General features: G+C 46.6%; 16 protein-coding genes. 2 read left to right on the top strand and 14 right to left on the bottom strand.

All coding sequences use genetic code 11. The features are described from left to right. Window positions 1–94: 94 nt before the first annotated feature. From QMO62_RS01785 to QMO62_RS01770, 4 genes are all read right to left on the bottom strand, one after another. On the bottom strand, window positions 95–673 hold the full coding sequence (locus tag QMO62_RS01785; RefSeq protein ID WP_284638277.1) for an LURP-one-related family protein: 579 nt from the start codon (window positions 671–673) through the stop codon (window positions 95–97). 130 nt (window positions 674–803) lie between these two features. Beyond that, a complete protein-coding gene (locus QMO62_RS01780; RefSeq protein ID WP_284638275.1) occupies window positions 804–1,343 on the bottom strand; it encodes a GNAT family N-acetyltransferase in 540 nt (179 codons plus the stop codon). Window positions 1,344–1,395: 52 nt separating this feature from the next. Next, entirely contained in the window at window positions 1,396–1,857 is a 462-nt protein-coding gene (locus QMO62_RS01775) for a GNAT family N-acetyltransferase (RefSeq protein WP_284638273.1), read from the bottom strand. Window positions 1,858–1,874: 17 nt separating this feature from the next. Further along, on the bottom strand, window positions 1,875–2,351 hold the full coding sequence (locus QMO62_RS01770; RefSeq protein ID WP_284638271.1) for a DinB family protein: 477 nt from the start codon (window positions 2,349–2,351) through the stop codon (window positions 1,875–1,877). Between the two features lie 134 nt (window positions 2,352–2,485). Between QMO62_RS01770 and QMO62_RS01765 the strand changes: the two genes are divergently transcribed. Next, window positions 2,486–2,680 carry a cold-inducible protein YdjO-related protein gene (locus QMO62_RS01765; RefSeq protein WP_284638270.1) on the top strand — a complete coding sequence of 65 codons (195 nt, stop codon included), beginning with the start codon at window positions 2,486–2,488 and terminating at the stop codon, window positions 2,678–2,680. A 134-nt stretch (window positions 2,681–2,814) separates the two neighbouring features. Here the strand turns inward: QMO62_RS01765 and QMO62_RS01760 are convergent, their stop codons facing one another. The 3 genes from QMO62_RS01760 to QMO62_RS01750 form a co-directional block, all read right to left on the bottom strand. Continuing rightward, window positions 2,815–3,993 carry a hypothetical protein gene (locus QMO62_RS01760; protein WP_284638268.1) on the bottom strand — a complete coding sequence of 393 codons (1,179 nt, stop codon included), beginning with the start codon at window positions 3,991–3,993 and terminating at the stop codon, window positions 2,815–2,817. A 141-nt stretch (window positions 3,994–4,134) separates the two neighbouring features. Continuing rightward, window positions 4,135–4,971: an alpha-1,2-fucosyltransferase gene (locus QMO62_RS01755; protein WP_284638266.1), complete on the bottom strand. Its 837-nt coding sequence runs from the start codon at window positions 4,969–4,971 to the stop codon at window positions 4,135–4,137. Beyond that, on the bottom strand, window positions 4,968–5,855 hold the full coding sequence (locus QMO62_RS01750) for a galactosyltransferase-related protein (protein ID WP_284638265.1): 888 nt from the start codon (window positions 5,853–5,855) through the stop codon (window positions 4,968–4,970). Before QMO62_RS01750 ends, QMO62_RS01755 begins: the two co-directional genes overlap by 4 nt. On the opposite strand from QMO62_RS01750, the gene QMO62_RS01745 reads away from it, so the two are divergent. Next, window positions 5,854–6,765, top strand: coding sequence for a polysaccharide pyruvyl transferase family protein (locus tag QMO62_RS01745; protein WP_284638264.1), 912 nt, complete (start codon window positions 5,854–5,856; stop codon window positions 6,763–6,765). The two genes, QMO62_RS01750 and QMO62_RS01745, sit on opposite strands and share 2 nt — an antisense overlap. A gap of 128 nt (window positions 6,766–6,893) precedes the next feature. On the opposite strand, the gene QMO62_RS01740 is transcribed toward QMO62_RS01745, so the two are convergent. The 7 genes from QMO62_RS01740 to QMO62_RS01710 all read right to left on the bottom strand — a co-directional run bounded on the left by QMO62_RS01740 (window position 6,894) and on the right by QMO62_RS01710 (window position 16,417). Further along, window positions 6,894–7,790 carry a carbohydrate ABC transporter permease gene (locus tag QMO62_RS01740; protein WP_284638262.1) on the bottom strand — a complete coding sequence of 299 codons (897 nt, stop codon included), beginning with the start codon at window positions 7,788–7,790 and terminating at the stop codon, window positions 6,894–6,896. Window positions 7,791–7,802: 12 nt separating this feature from the next. Beyond that, window positions 7,803–8,768, bottom strand: coding sequence for an ABC transporter permease (locus QMO62_RS01735; protein ID WP_284638260.1), 966 nt, complete (start codon window positions 8,766–8,768; stop codon window positions 7,803–7,805). A 77-nt stretch (window positions 8,769–8,845) separates the two neighbouring features. Next, window positions 8,846–10,510, bottom strand: coding sequence for an extracellular solute-binding protein (locus QMO62_RS01730; protein ID WP_284638259.1), 1,665 nt, complete (start codon window positions 10,508–10,510; stop codon window positions 8,846–8,848). 178 nt (window positions 10,511–10,688) lie between these two features. Further along, window positions 10,689–11,789 carry a response regulator transcription factor gene (locus tag QMO62_RS01725; protein ID WP_284638257.1) on the bottom strand — a complete coding sequence of 367 codons (1,101 nt, stop codon included), beginning with the start codon at window positions 11,787–11,789 and terminating at the stop codon, window positions 10,689–10,691. A gap of 19 nt (window positions 11,790–11,808) precedes the next feature. After that, entirely contained in the window at window positions 11,809–13,596 is a 1,788-nt protein-coding gene (locus tag QMO62_RS01720; protein WP_284638255.1) for a sensor histidine kinase, read from the bottom strand. Window positions 13,597–13,735: 139 nt separating this feature from the next. After that, complete coding sequence (locus tag QMO62_RS01715; RefSeq protein WP_284638253.1) at window positions 13,736–15,070, bottom strand: ABC transporter substrate-binding protein; 1,335 nt, start codon at window positions 15,068–15,070, stop codon at window positions 13,736–13,738. Between the two features lie 24 nt (window positions 15,071–15,094). Next, on the bottom strand, window positions 15,095–16,417 hold the full coding sequence (locus QMO62_RS01710) for an ABC transporter substrate-binding protein (protein WP_284638252.1): 1,323 nt from the start codon (window positions 16,415–16,417) through the stop codon (window positions 15,095–15,097). Between the last annotated feature and the right edge of the window lie 4 nt (window positions 16,418–16,421).

Below are 16,421 nucleotides of genomic sequence, written 5' to 3'. Positions count from 1 at the left end.
TGTCTTGGTTACTACAGTTATTAGACGATCTTATAAATGCAAACAACGTCACCATGCATCGTGGTGACGTTGTTATAATTCTACTATTACACTTCTATCCCTGATTGCCCTCGACGGCGATCAGCAGCACCGCGGCGGCGAGGCCCAAGCGGCGATCAAGTTTTTCATTGTGGTCAGCGGAAAAATCGAGGTTTAGTTTTTGGACGAACGGGTTGAAATTCTGTTTGTACTCAGCGACTTTGGTCCCGTTTATTTCCACGTTGTAATGCTGAGGAATTAAATTCGTCAGGAATCTTCGCAAAAGAGCAAGCAGTACGTTATCTTCCTTAATCAATCCGATTTCCGACTCACTTGGGTTCAAAATCGCCCATTCGTCCTTGAAGATCGACTTCATCCCTTTGCGCTGTAAAGAACCTATCTTGGTCCCGGTTTCGACATCAATGACGTCGAAAATGGAGGAAAAATCAATGACGCTTCGCGCTTGAATGGTAATCAAACAATCTTGCATTGTTTCATCCCCGTATATTCGGATGTCTTCCTTCAACTTGAAGGCTTTCATCTTCGAAAACAGAATTTTCTCTTCATTCTCGTCGAAAATATCGATTTTAGCCCCAACTAGAGAAAGGATCTGTTTTCTAACCACAAATTTATGATTATTGAATTTCGAATTCAAGTCTTCACCCCCTACATTCTAGACTCAACTGAGTCATTAATCATTAAATTCGGCAAAGTAGAGAAGATTCCTTTTTGCATCCGAATTCAGGTCATTTCGGGATTTCGGCTCGTGTATTGAGCTCCTCCCCTTATAACGTCTTGAATAACTCCAAGTTTGCAAAAGTGTTTTCCGTGTGTACTTTATCACCGTAAATTCCACTTATTCCGTTATACCCTGCCTTTGTCCAGAACCTGATTGCCGGCCAGTTTTTAACTGCAACATTAGCCCTTACTTCCTTATACCCTAGGTTTTTTACTTCGGTACACAATTGATTTTCAGCTTCTTTTCCAAATCCTTTGCCCTGTCGTTCATTACAAATATAGAGAAATGCGATATAGGCTGAATCAATTTGGGGGTATCCATGATATACACTTAAAATCCCTATTAATTCATTACTGTCCATGTGCCTTACAGTAAACAAACGATAATTCTCTTTAACTCCCTTTGGAGGCAAATCACCGGAGCTATACCAATGTTCGATTTGACTGGCATTGTATTCATTGCCGTCCCATTTACTGATATATTGACTACCTGTATAAAAGTGCTGTACCTCATTTATTTCGTTTTCTAATAATCTTCGGAACGCGAGATTCCTAGATTTCCAACTGTCCGGAAGAACGGATATCAATCAAAACCAACCCTTCAACGAGAATAGGGAGCAGCTCCTGCGGTCTGTTACCTTAGATTTTTTTATAAACAAATTCTCTATAAGCCACAAAACCTTGCTTATTGTAAAAGTTTTTTGCATGTTCATTTTCGACCCAATAATCTAGTTGTACATCATCTAATCCTTCACTCTTTGCTAATTCATAAATATAATTCATTAGGTGTGAACCATATCCTCTACTTTTTCGTTCCTCTATAATGCTTATTTGGTGTACGAACAGAGTTCTACGCTGTTTTGTGAAAACATTCTCTGAGTAAGTTTTCATTTCAATCCATGCATAACCCAGCGGAAAACCGTCATCCTCAATGAGGAGAAAAACAAACTTTTCATTTGTTACTGCTTTCTTAAAGAATTCTCGCATAGCTTCGAAATCGTATTGTTTAAAATAATCAGGGTATAAAGATACGTGCAATTCGTGAGCAGGTTGATTCAAGGTTGCAATTAATTCAAAATTCATAGTGGGGACAATAACCATGGTTAACCTCCATGTGGTTAGCGGGATAACAATGCTTTATAAAGTTTTATGACGCTCAAATGCATACCCTCATGATATAAACTGAAGCTGAGGAATTGCTCCGGCGTTTCCAGGGTCATCCCAGAAGACGTAGTATAAGGCGGAACAATCTTCTCCTGCAAGCGATGTCCCAAAACCTTACGTATCCGCTCTTGTTGTTCTACTAGCAGAATTTCTAGCTCTCGCAAGGTCGGTACGGGTATGTTATCTGGTTTTTTTGTAGGTGAAGTACCGTATTCAAACTGTTCACTAAACCCATTGGGCAAGTGCTGCGGAAGTCCTATGTATTGGAAGGAAAACCGTTCCAGGACAACATAAATGTGCCCCAAATTCCAGCGTATCGTATTTCGGAATCCTTCGGGGATCCGGTCTGCGATTTCCTCTGTGACTCCCTCCATCGTTTTTAAGGTTTGGCCTCTTACAAATGCCATCTGTTTAAATAAAAAATGTTCCATCGTCCTCACTCCCCATTTGTTCACGTTAGCGATAATTTACCACATTTTGCCTCGTTGGGCTATGGACAACCTGAATTATTGTTAGCACTTAAGCATATACATAGTTAAGCGTCGTTGGAAAAGGAGGCCTCTTTTTGAACTCATTTAAGAAAAAAGAGCAAACCACTGAGGAAGAAACCGTGATATGGCAATGTAACAGCAACAGCTGCAATGGGTGGATTCGTATGAACTTCGCATTTGATGATGAGCCGAAATGCCCATTATGTGGAACAGAGACAACAAAAGGCTTGAAGATGCTTCCCGTACTTGTAAATCACGCAACATCATAAAATAGCCATCAATAAATGGACCCGGAGCCCGGGTCCCATTTATTTTATCTTTTTTCGTAAACGTAAATGTAGCTATCTAAGTCAGTTGTGACCAATGAGTTCGTAAGACTAACCAGTGGACGGTTTTAGTTCTATTAATTTACTGGAATTTTACTAATGTCTACTTTTTCGAGCCAGGAAAAAAATTCGGCATATTCGTGAGGAATTTTCGCCTTATCCCGTGACACAGACTTTTGAATATACTCCCAATGGTATTTGTCACCTTTACTGAATTTCCACTTCTGCGCAAATTTTATTTTTATATTGTCCAGTGTCTGCTTGTTCATCGTGAAGCCATGCCGATTGGGATCGACTCCTGCTAAATACAATCCTACCATGGTTTTAGAGCACTTTTCACAATGGCTGCAGTTCTTTCCCCCGCTGCTCTCCCAGCACACCCTGATTTGTAAAGAGGGATCTACAGATCGAATGTATTCCGATATAACGTTGAGCTTATCTTGTCTAGTTAATTCATATCCGTCATGTACTACCGACGTCTCGCCCCATTTCACGTTAGCGTCGATTAATGGATGGGAGCCCCAGGAATAATCCGGAAGTTTATTCGAATAAGTTGAAGGGATGTAGAGTGTCTTTATGCCCTCCGTATATGAAATGGGAGCACATAATCCTAATAAGGCATAGCCGTGCTGAATATTCCCCCACCAATTAATTGAAAATTTATTAATTAGCTTTTTATAATTAAGCATTGATCTAAAATTGGATTGTAAAAAGAGATTGGATACCTTGTTTTGTTTACCGAAATTCAGATTATTTTGTTCAACCAATTTCCATGATTTTATATTCGTATGTGCTATATCTGACCCCCAAACCGTAATTAAACCCGGCCCTTCTTGTCTCTTTCGAATGTACGTTGTTAATGAATCTACTCCGCCGCTGAATAAAGCTGCACTCTTTTGTTTATTATATCCACGGTTTTCAACTATGGACTTGGCATATATCTTCCCCCTGAATTTGAGTTTAGGATATAACGCCTGGAACGAATTCCTTACGATTTCAGCAGAACGCAGAAAATGGCTGTCGATCTCTTCCACATGAATATCGGCGTCTGATGCCCAGGCAATAGGAAGGATATTGGAGAGCAACGGAATGGCCAATAAACTCTTAGGTACCCCTTTAATTTTCCTATTATATTTAACCCACAGCACTTTTTCTATAAAAAAAGATTCCAGCTTCTTGGAACAGCTGAAAGAACATTTTAAAGTGTTACCACCGACAATTTTAGGTTGCTTCACAATTATTATGTCTCTATCCAAGATCCTTCCTCCTATTCGGATTAAGGTCGATATTCCCTGCTGCGCGGAATGATATGCTGCCTGCAGCCCTTTTGGCAAAGCAGCTCGACAATATGGGATTCGAGAAAACTCGAACCGCCAGTAACTGTGCTCATCAATTTTTTACTGGTACGGCTTCACCTTACTGTTCCAAGGGTCGTATGGCACCAGCTTTTTCAGCTCCATGATCGGCCTGACGAATAATTTCCCTCTTCTATTCAGCATGCTGGCTGAATAGGAGAAGGTACTGTATGAAATGGCGAGTATATCGCAATTCGATAAAATATAATAATCTGGATAAAAGCTTGCTTTAGGTAAACTCATGTTCAAATCGCTGGAGGTTACCGGCTTGAATTCGCGGAAATCCGGCAATACAAGCTCAGGCTCGTCACTAGCAATAAATAAAACAGGGTTATCCAGCTTCCCCCATATGCTGCGCAGCCAAGCGATATACCACTCGTTGGGAACGACAGGGAAAAATTTCTGATATCTCTTCCGGTGCTGGTTCGCTAAGAAGTCTCCCCTTCTCAAATGCAGTCCAACGATGGTATTGCCCCTCGATTTGAGGAGTCCTAAACCCTTCTCTACAACGGAGCGCACCTCGGGCACCGGCTGAAACAGTGATCGGAAATACGACTTATATGATGCATATACTTGGGGATGAAACAGGAAATAACCCTTCAAATCTACGTTCTTATAATGCGGCTTGCGGGCTGTTAACAGATGCGGAACCTTGCGAAGCTTTTTATCCATAATATGCTTATACTTTGCTTGGATTGGCGGATCCTTGTGTCCGAATAAATATTGTCCTATCCATTCCGGAGTTTCTACTCTCAGGTTATATTTATGAGCATAGACTTTAACAAACGCATACTGGAACACCTGGTTTCCGAATCTCCCAATTTTCCCTAGACAGCGTATGGAAACTGCCGGCTTATCGGTTGCCTTCGATTTCTTCATATGCGTCCCTCCAGAAGCTTCCTCATAGCCTCCTTATTCCCGTTCGCTTCACGATACTTTAAGCCAAGCACCTTGTTCTTCTCCCAATGAGGATTCCCTTTGCCTTTCACTGGCGGGTGCCATAGATGGTACAGCTTCCGATTCAGCCTCTTGTGGGGACCGCATAGGGTACTGACCGCGTTCTGAAAGGCATTATCCTCCCAGCCATATCCGACGAATCTTTCGTCAAACCCCCCGACTTTAAAGTAAGTCTTACGGTGTATGACATTGATTTTACCAGCGAAATCTTTTTCGCGTTTCTCTACCTTATAATTCTTAATCTCAACCTTTGGAGGCCACGACGGCTTGCTCTTCAAAATCTCCTTTGTATTGCTCTCGGACAAGTTAATTATTTTTTCATGGTGAAACGGAATCACCCAAGCATACTGGTTGAGTAGCTTGGCTGCATCGATCAATATGGCTGGATTATAAAAAATATCACCGTCTGCAATAACGAAAATATCTCTAGTCGCCTTCTTTGCAGCTAAATTCATCCCTTGCGACCTACTAAACGCCTTCTCGGTAGATACTCCAATGCACAGCTCGATCTCGGGCATCATCGTCTGATAGTATTTTTTCACCCACTTCAGAGCAGCATCCCTTGGCCCATAATCAGGCATATAAGGCAACAGAACAGACATTTTTTCGAACATAGTCTCCCTCCTCGGGATCTTTTCCTCATAGTATTCATACCTTTCACTGCATGAAATAGGTGAGCAGCATATTTTATAAAAGTTAATCATTTGACCATTCCTTTTTGCTTTATCAGACATATAATATGGGAAACCATCTAACCTCAGGAGGGTGATTCTAGTGCCGCTTAAGCGTAAATCTCCCATGGACATGCTCAAGGCAAAACTCTCAGAGATTACAGCAGTCATCCCCCCGGGCTCCAATGTTGTTTACCTGGACTATCCCGTCCACGGCAACATCGGTGATTTGCTTATATTCAAGGGAACTGAACAGTTCTTCAAAGACTATAAAATAAACGTCCTCGCCAGATACAGCTACTTCAATTTTCCGGAGAAGCTATCCATCCCGTCCGACCATATCATCGTCTGCCATGGGGGAGGTAATTTCGGAGATATCTACGGTCCGCATCAGGCGCTGCGGGAGAGAGTTATTGCAGAATACCCCCGCCACCGAATCGTCATCCTTCCACAAACCGTTTACTTCCAGAACAAAGAAAATTACAGCAAGGCAAGGGGTATTTTCTCTAAGCATGAAGATCTTCACATTTTTGTCAGGGACTCGTTAAGTTTGTATCGAGTGACCGACTTTAGCCGCCATATACGCGTCATGCCCGATATGGCTCATCAGCTATGGCCTATTCGTCCGTTAAAAGCTAAGCACAAAGCAAAGACGCTCTATCTGCTGCGTAAAGACGTAGAAAAGAAAAAGGGCTTGCATCCGGCGGTGAAAGCTAACGCGATCGATTGGAAAAATTTACTCTCGAAGAATGAACTTCACGATATTCGCGGGATGATACAGAGACATAAAGATTCGAAGGGAGCTGCCAATTCCACGGAATTGGCCCAGCTTTGGTATAAAATCGCGGAGAAGCTGATTCACAAGGCGATCATTGCTTTCAGCCAGCATGATGAAATCATGACCTCCCGACTTCACGGCCATATCCTCGCCTGCCTCATGAGCAAGAAAAATGTTCTGATTGACAACTCCTACGGCAAAAATTCCTCTTATTACAAGACATGGACATACCGGATCGGTTCAGCCTCCATAAAAACGAAAAAATGAGTCTCTTACCTATTAAGTAGAGGCGTTTATATAGTTCATAGGACCACCAAGCTCCCTCACAAAAAGAGACGGTCACCTCAAGCAGGTTTTGCCTGCCTGGGGCGACCGCCTCTCCTTTTTTTATGCCACTACCCTTTAATCGACCCGATCATAACCCCTTTGACGAAGTGCTTCTGTACAAATGGGTACATGACCAGAAGCGGCACGCTTGCAAAAATAATCAAGGAATACTTCAACAGTTCATTCAAATAGAGACGCTGGTTCTGATCCGCTATATTGGAGGTCAGGTCATCTGCCGTATTCAATAGGAGAATTTCACGCAGAAAAGTTTGGAGCGGGTACATGTTTTTGTCCGACAAATAAAGTAACGCTTCAAAAAAGCTATTCCAGTGCTCCACAGCGTAGAACAACGTCGTTACTGCAATAATCGAGCCCGAAAGCGGCAGGACAATGCTCCATAAGAAGCGAAGGTTGCTGCAGCCGTCCATCTTGGCCGATTCCAGCAATTCATCGGGAATTGAAGAACGGAAGAAGGACATCATGACGATCACATGAAATACATTCATCGCATTCGGAATGAGAAGCGCCCACCGGGTGTTCAGCAATCCGAGGTTTTTCACAAGAAGATAGGTGGGTATCATCCCGCCGGAGAAGATCATCGTAAAGGTAAACAGCAGCAGGATGAATTTTCTTCCGTCCAAATCCTTGCGGGATAAGGGGTAGGCCGCTGCAATAGTAATGATGACGTTAATCGCCGTTCCGACCACGGTATAGAATAGACTGTTGGAGTAGCCTGTCCACACCTCCTTATGCTCAATCACAGCCCGGTAACCTGCCAGCCCCGGCTCGACGGGAAACAACCATACCTTCCCGGACATAAGCGCCGTAGGAGAGCTGAAGGAAGCGCTCACCACATAAACAAGCGGATATAATACAAGCAGTAATATGATACCGGCCAAGCAACAGATGAATGCCGTGAACAGCCTGTCGCCCCCGGATTCTTTCATCAGTGCGGTTTCTCTCACGCCGCCGCCTCCTTACCACAAGCTGGTATCATTGACTTTTTTGGCGATACGATTGACAGTAATAATGAGGATGAATCCGATAATCGATTTGAACAGCCCGATGGCAGCCGCATAGGAAAAGTTCGGCATCCCGGAAATGATTCCTACTTTATAAACATACGTATCAATAACCTCCGAGGCTTGTACGGTCAACGGATTTTGAAGCAGCAGCACCTTCTGGAAGCCGACATTCATGATTCTTCCGACATCGAGAATCAGCAGAATGACAATAGTAGGGAGAATGCCGGGCAGATCAATGTGCCAGATTCGCCTTACCTTGCTGGCACCATCGATCGTTGCGGCCTCATGAAGCTGAGGATCGATGCCCGCGAGGGCTGCCAAATAAATAATGGAGCCCCAGCCTGCTTGCTGCCACACGCCTGAGAGCACATAGATGGACTTAAAATAGTCCGGGGTACCGAGGAAATTGACCGGCTGTCCGCCCAACGCGGTGATGATGTCATTGACCAGCCCCTCCCGGGAGAGCAGCTGTACGATGATGCCTACAATGACAACCACGGAAATAAAGTGCGGTGCATAGGTAGTCATCTGCAGCACATTTCGAAACCGCCGGCCGGGCAAATAGTTGATGCATAACGCAAGCAGAATGGGGGCCGGAAAGCCTACCAGCAGGTTGAACAAGCTCAGCTGCAGCGTATTTTTCAACACCAGCCAGAAGTCATAGGAATGGAAAAAACGCTCGAAATGAACCAAACCCACCCACTTGCTGCCAAGCACGCCTTTCACAACACTATAATTTTTAAAGGCAATGATAAGTCCGTACATAGGAACATAGTGGAAAATAATGACATATAGGAACGGAACCAGCAGCAGCAGATATAGCTGCCAGTTGTCCCGGATCCTCTTCATGGCGCCGCTGCCCGGTTTTTCCAGCGTACGGAGTATAGCAGGAGATTTCACTTCCGCGTTGTTCGGCATACCCTGTACTCTCCTTTTTCCTAATGAAAAGGCCCGGTGATCGCCCCTTACTTACGAAGCATCCTCCGGGCATCCTCTTACTTTTTCAATTTGGCGTAGTTCGCTTGAATAATTTGGGTGTAGGATTTCACTCCGGCATTTTCCAGCTCTTTGATGTATTTGTCCCAATCCTTATCGATATCAAGCGTTCCCGTCACGAATTTCAGCATGAAATCCTGTACGACGGTGGTAATGCTTTTCTGAATATCGCCGAACTTGGCCAGATCCTCATCGGAGAAATACATATGCGGCACATACCGCTCCGCCGCCGAATACGGTTTATAATAATCCTTCGTGATCTGCTGCAGCCGAACCTCCGTTTCCGCTTCCTTCGTTGCCGCAATGCCGTTACGGAAGCTTAGATCCTGGAAGCGAGGCGCCGTTTGGGACCAGCGGAAATTGTTCTTGGTACCGAACGGAACGAGCATTTGGTACGTTGCCGGACCGCCGTCAAGTCCTTTGGTGCCGGGCTCCGGTTTTTTCCAGCCTACGCCCTCCTTGCCTAAATAATCGCTCATGCCCTCCGCCAGCTTGGCATCCTCGTTAAAGAACCAATCGATCCACCGCATGGCCATTTGCGGATTTTTGGCATCCTTGGTGATGACGAAGGCGCCGTTGTCCACGCCATAACCCCGATCGAACCCATATCGTTTCCCGTCGGGACCGGCCAGGATCGGCACAGGGACATACTCCTTGTATCTTCCGCTCGGCCCGTTGTCAATCGACAGGTTCCCCCAATAAAGCGCGGTTGCCGAGCCCAGTCTCGACCCCGACGGGTCCTCAGCCAGCGCGGTCAGCGCCTTGCGGTCCTGGATGAATGCGTCGGGCTGCAAAAGCCCCTCCTGTACCAATTTTCTTAAGTATCTGAGTCCTTCCCTATAAGCCGGCTTATCCGCAGAGAACTCCACTTTGCCGTTATCGAGCATCAAATAATTCGAACGGTCGTAGAAAAGAAACGATTGCATAAAGAAGCTCTCGATTTCATTGTTTCCGTTGGTGGTTCCATTGGCGCCGGACAGCGGGATTTCGTCGGCCTTGCCGTTTCCGTTCGGATCCTGGGTTTTGAACGCCTTCAGCACGTTATAATATTCCTCCAGGGTAGTTGGCACCTGCAGGCCCAGCTTATCCAGCCAAGGCTTGTAAATCCACAGCTTCTTCGGCATGGTGGCATGGAAGGTTTCCCCTACGTTCGGAATGGAGTAAATTTTCCCGTCCGGCGCGTATAAATAGTGGCTTAAATACGGTGCTTTTTCGATCATACGTTTCACATTCGGCGCGTATTGATGGATCAATTCATTCAAGGGCAAGAACAAGCCTTGACTTCCGTAACCGACCAGCTGGCTGTCCGAAATTCCGGAGGACATGAAGATATCAGGGAGATCGCCTCCCGCCAGCTTCACCTGAAGCTTTTCCTTCATGGCGGAGCCCGGCACGACCTCCCATTCCACTTTTACATTCGTCTTGTCCTCATACCATTTGGTGAATTCGTTGGTTTCATAATTCTCCACATTTACGTCTTGTTTCGTGAAGACCTTAAGGGTTGTTTTTTCATTCACAATGGGATACGTTCCCACGGGGGTCATCTTGATGTCACCTTTGCTATTCCCGGAGGCTCCTGTCGTGTTACCGTCACCTCCGCACGCCGCAAGCAAAGCGGTCATGCCCAGCATAATACCGGATAACGCGATTACTGGCTTTTTCATAAATGCCCCCCTACTCATTTCTAGTTATTGTTCCCCTTGTTACTTTATTATCCACTATTTCCTTGCTTAGGGACAAGAAGGCAATATATTAAAAACCATAGTAATCGTTCTACGAATCATTCCGGTCGCACGAACAAACCCAGTTGCTTGCAAACCGGGCTTGTTCGATCCTATGAGCTTATTCTACATGAAGATCCACCATGCGCCTGTAGTCTTTGGGGGAGACCCCATAGTATTCTTTAAAGAGCTTGGAGAAATGTTCGCTGTTCTCATAGCCGACTTTACCGGCCACCTCGTAGATTCTAAGCTTCTGATCCAGGAGCAGCAGCTTCGCATTCTTCATCCGTACCTCAACAAGATAGTTCCAAACCGTTTGTCCCGTGCTCTGCTTAAACAATACCGCCAGATAGGACCGACTGATTGGGATTAGATCGGCAAGCTCCTCCAGATTGATTTTCTCGGCATAATGTTCATCGATGTAATGTTTGACTTGGCGTATTATCTTTACATTCTCATGCTGATAACTGTTCTTCAGCACCTCAATCAGGCTTAACATGCCCTTCTCGAGACGCATCACGGCGCCCAAGCGAAAATAGAAACGCGCCGAGTCATGGCGCAGTGTAAGCTCCGTATCACCCCAGTCACCGCTTCGCAGCTCCTCCTGCCCAGGCATCTCCAGGTTCAATTCCTTAGCCACCATCTCAATCCACTTCGCTGTCAACGCATCGAACAAATAATAATCCGTATGTACCCAATCCTCGAACATCTGGAGAGTGTCCACCACGAGAAGAGGATAATTGCTGAATTGCCTGGTCTCCAGAAGATCCTTCCAGCGGTTCATGAGCCCTTGGGAAGGGTGCATCTTCTCAACCAAAATTTGAAAGGCCCGGTCAAGACGATTCTGCTGGATCGTCATGGCTACGCCAGCCAGCGACTCCTGCAGCATCTCCCGGTCGATAGGCTTGAGTATATAATCCTTCACGCCGAGCTGAAGCGCTTGTTTGGCATAGTGAAAATCATCATAGCTTGACACGATGATACAAAGCATCCAGGGGTACTTTTCTTTGATGCAGCGGATTAGCTCGAGCCCGTCCATCACGGGCATCCGAATGTCGGTAATGCAAATGTCCGCGAAATGAGAGGCTAACCAATCCAGCGCTTGTGTGCCGCTTGCGGCCTCTCCGCTGATCAGGTAGGCAGCTTCCTCACATTGCTCGATCTTGGCTGCGATCCCTTCCCTAATGTGCTGCTCGTCATCCACGATAAGTATCCTTTTCATTGCACCCCTCCGTTCTAAATCATGTATTCAGTGGAAACGTGAGAGAAACGACGGCTCCGCCCTCTTCCCGATTGAAAATGTCAATTCCGGCAGCAGTCTCATGATACCTCGTAATCAACCGATACTGGATATTCAGCAAACCGATCCTTTTGAACTCGGAATACTGCAGATTCGAGCTGCGCAATTGCCCCTGAAGCTCTGTCAGCTTCTCCGGCTCAAAGCCCTTTCCGTTATCGGCGAACGTTACCATTACCTGTTCCTTCCTGCTATCCAACCTAATCCGAATGGTTAAGTGAATCGGCGTTCCTGTCTTCTCGAAGCCATGCTTCACGGCATTTTCCGCAATCGGCTGGAGAATGACCTTCAGGCATTTGACATCCAGGCACGCTTCATCTACCTCCAGGTCATAGGTGAATAGCTCTCCGAAGCGAATTTGAATGATTCCCAAATACCGTCTCAAGTGCTGAAGCTCATCCCGAAGGGTGACCTCCGTTACTTTATAGCTGGCCGTATAGCGAAACATATGTGCCAAAGAAACGGTAATTTGCTCGATTTCCTTATGCTTGATTTTGGAGGCCATGGAGTTAATGATTTCAAGAGTATTATACAGAAAATGAGCGTCGATTTGGGATTGCAGCGAGAACAGCACCGATTGCTGCTCCACCAGCTTCGATTCTGCGAGCCGTTTAATATGCAGCTGCAAATCCTCCAGCATGAGGTTATACGACTGCGCTACACTCGAAATTTCATCCTGCCCTTCTACGGCAACGGGAACATCCATCTGGCCTTGGCCCGTTTGCTTCATGCGCTGTCGGATAGTAGTCAATCTCCGGGTAACGGAGGAAGAAACAAGAACGATCAGGAACGCCGACAGCACGAGACAAATGCCCGTTGTTATCAGCATGGCATTTCGTATCTTATAGATGCTGCCTACAATCTCACGATATGGAAGGATAATGACCGATTTCCAATTCGTACCGGCAATGGCCTCAAAGATCACGATTTCCTTGGGGTTGTCCAGCACGAAGGCCCCTTTGTCGGAGTCGGTCATCCGATCCATCATGGTGCTGTCCAGCTGCGTCTGAAACCGGTCGGTTTGCGGATGGGCGATGATTTTACCTTTAGCGTCAACGATCAGGCCGACACCATTCTCCCCCAGGTTGATTTCATTGAGAATGCTCTGGAGAAGCGTAGGCAAAATATCCATCTTCACATAGGTTGAGCCGTTATAACCGAAACGCTTAATAATCGAAATTACAGGAAAAGAGAGCGGTTTCAGGTCCGTATCCACATAGGTCTTGCTTTGCTCGACGATAAAGGTCATATTCCCGACCGGCGGAACCTGGTCAATCCAGCTCTCCGCACGAAGCGAATAGCCATAACGAATTCCGTATTTAGGGGAGTAGGGAACTTCATTTCCGTTCTTATTATAAAAAAAGATGGAAACGAGCTCGGGATGCGAGCTGGCGAAAGGGCGAATGTATTCCCTCTGAATAACAGAGTACGGTACGATCGATGCCGCCGCCTTCTCACCGCTTAAGCTTGTCCAAGCCTGCAGCTCTTGGCTCGTTCCAAGCGTTATCATAAAATGGTCGTAGTCCTGCAGATACCGGACCAGGTTCAGATTCGCCTGCTTGAGCACAAGACGGCTGAATTGAATGTCATCGTGTTCAATCGCATTCGTAACCTGTTCGTTGACCAAATAAGCAATCACCAGCAAATTGCTTAGTACGATAGCCACAAAAATCGAAACCAGCTTCCATTTGAGCGAGGATTTCCACTTGGCTACCAGTTTTTTGACCGGCACGAGACACCGCCTCTCCGTTGTCACTTGACTAATAAATAACACCTTATTATTTTACTAGAATCATCCATAAGATCAAACGAAAAAATAAAAGGACAAATGGGGCAGCCGCTGATTCGGCTGCCCCATCTGAAACTGCTTCCTATTGACCGTTCTGCTTTTTGAACTCCACGAGCTTCGTCAACTGCTCATCCGCCTCTCGGAGTGCCGTATTGATATCCTTTTCTTTCTTCAGCACCAGGTCATACGCGTCTAGTACAATTTTGTTGGTGTCGCTGCCCTGATATTTGGAGATGCTCGGTACCGAAGGCTTCAGCTTCACCATACTGGTGAGGTTTAGCGACTTTCCGGCAAATTCCGGGATTCCTTTCCCGTATTCCTGTTTCACAACCTCACTGCTGAGAATGGACATTTTGGCGTTCCTCGCAAGCTCCAGCTGGACCTCATCGGACAATATGGTTTCAATGACTTGGAAGGCGGCATCCTTCACCTTGCTTTGCTCGGTAATGGACATATTCGGCGTATCCACATTCGTGCTGTAGCCCATATTTTTCTTATGCTGCGGGTAGGTGACCACATCCCAGCTCATTTCCTTGGCTTGACGCAAGGCCAACAGGGTAGAGCTGAAGCCTGCAATCATGGCGAGCTCCCCTTTCAGGAACGCTTCCTGATTCGGAGCAAAATTCATCGTGTCGTAGGGAGCATCCGCATTCCCCGGATAGTTATAGATCCGGTTCCACAGCTCAAAGGCTTCCTTCCAAGGCTCCGTGGTCAAGGTGGATTTGTGATTATTGTTTTTGTCCAGCTGGTAGAGCACGATCTGGTTGATCATCCGATTGACGTTATCCGGGTAAAATCCGCGGTACTGAACCCCATCGTAGACCCGCGTCATTTGCCTGCCGAGATCTCCCGCTTCCTCCCAGGTCATTCCGTCTTTAGGATAAGGAACGCCGAATTTATCGAAGAGCGCTTTGTTATAAAACAAGGCGAACGTGTTATTAAATATAGGCAATCCTCCGAGGTAGTCCGTATCTGCATTAACTTTAATGTAGCTAAGCGTTTCCGGTATGATCCGGTTCAGGTCTAGGTTATGCTTCTTGATCAGCGGATCCATGTTGGACAGCAGCCGCAGCTCCTTCAGCTGCTTCAGGGTGCCTCCATATCCTACGATAATATCGGGAATGCTGCCGGCGGCTACCAGCTCCGTAATGCCAAAGCCTTTCTCCGAAGTATTGATGTACTCAGCCGTAATATGGGGATATTTTTTCGCCAGTGGATCCTGTACGTACTTCTTGAACTCGACATCGGTGAAAATGCCTCTGCTGGTTGCAAACTTTACGGTTACCGGCTCCGTGCTGATTTTAACCGCTTCCTTGTTGTCCTGGGTTGCCTGCGGGGCGCCCGCGTCTCCACCGGTACATCCGGCGAGCAGAAACGCAGTGCATAGACTAACGATTCCAATTTTTCTCCAGTTCATAGGACCACCAAGCTCCCTCACCCATTATTTTTTCTGACTGAGCTTATCTTGGATTAATTTGTTCATCTCTTCGTCCGCTTCCCTCAGCGCCGTATTCAGATCCTTCTCGTCAACGATATAAGCGTTAAAGGCTTTGGCAAGAATTTTGTCTACATCCCCATCCGGCAAATAACGGAACGGCGTCATCACCGCGAATTTCAGCTTGGTCATGACACTGAGGTTTTTGCCCTCGAACTCCTTTAGTCCTTTGGCGAACTCGCCCTTCAGCTTCTCATCCTTCAACACGGTCATGCGGCCGCCGCGCATCATTTCGGTCTGAACCTCATCGGACAGCAAGGTGTCCAGAACGAGGAAAGCCGCATCCTTCACCTTGCTCTGCTCTGTGATGGACAGAATCGGGGAATCCATCCGCTGACCGATCCCGGGGGCCTTCCTGTGCTGCGGGTAGGTCACCATATCCCAGTTGACGCCTTCCGTTTTCTTTAGCGTGTTAAGCAAATTGCTGTGACTGGCAATCATGGCGAGCGTTCCTCCGGCGAAGGCGGTCTGGTTCTTCCCGGCATTGGGTACCTTGAAATCCCCTTCGGTTAGACCCGGCATTTTAAACAAGGAGCCCCAAATTTGGAACGCTTCACGCCACTGCTCGGTGTTCACAAGCGATTTATTGGCGGTAAAATCCGCGAAAGGTATCGACAGCTGCTGCTGAATCCGGCCGATGCCGTCCGGGAACACGCCCCGGTACATCGCACCGTTCTCCATACGGTTGAACTTCTTGGCGAGCTCCGCGACCTCGTCCCAGAACATCCCGTCCTTCGGATAAGGCACACCGAATTTATCGAAGATGTCCTTGTTATAAAAGAGCGCAAACGTATTCGTATACGCAGGCAGACCCGGCAGAAAATCTTGACCCCCCGCTATTTTCAGCGTTTGCAAGGCTTCATCGGAAAACCGCCCTGTATCGAACCGATACTTCTTAATTAAGGGCTCGATATTATACAGCATTTTGTATTCGGCCAGCGCGTTGCCCATCGGACCGGGATAGCTTGCATAAATATCCGGGATTTCGCCCGCCGTGATGAGATCCTGAATTTTCTGCCCGCCCGAATTGATTCGTTCTACACTAATCTGAGGGTACTTCTTCTTTACCGGCTCAGCAAGATAACGGGCAAACTCCTCGTCCGAGAACATGCCTGTGCTCGCAAAAATTTTCACGGTGACCGGGTCGTTGCCCAGCTTCGGAATCCCTTCGGAGGCGGTGCTTTCGACCGGTGCCTGGGTAGCTGCATTGCAGCCCGTCAAAGCTAAGGTAAAGCTCACTAGTAAAGCGGAAACCGTTTGCTTTTTCATATAT

The organism is Paenibacillus silviterrae, assembly GCF_030167925.1.
Lineage (GTDB): Bacteria > Bacillota > Bacilli > Paenibacillales > NBRC-103111 > Paenibacillus_G > Paenibacillus_G silviterrae.
The sequence above is the reverse complement of the archived record's forward strand: the minus strand, read 5'-3'. Positions and strand labels throughout refer to the sequence as shown.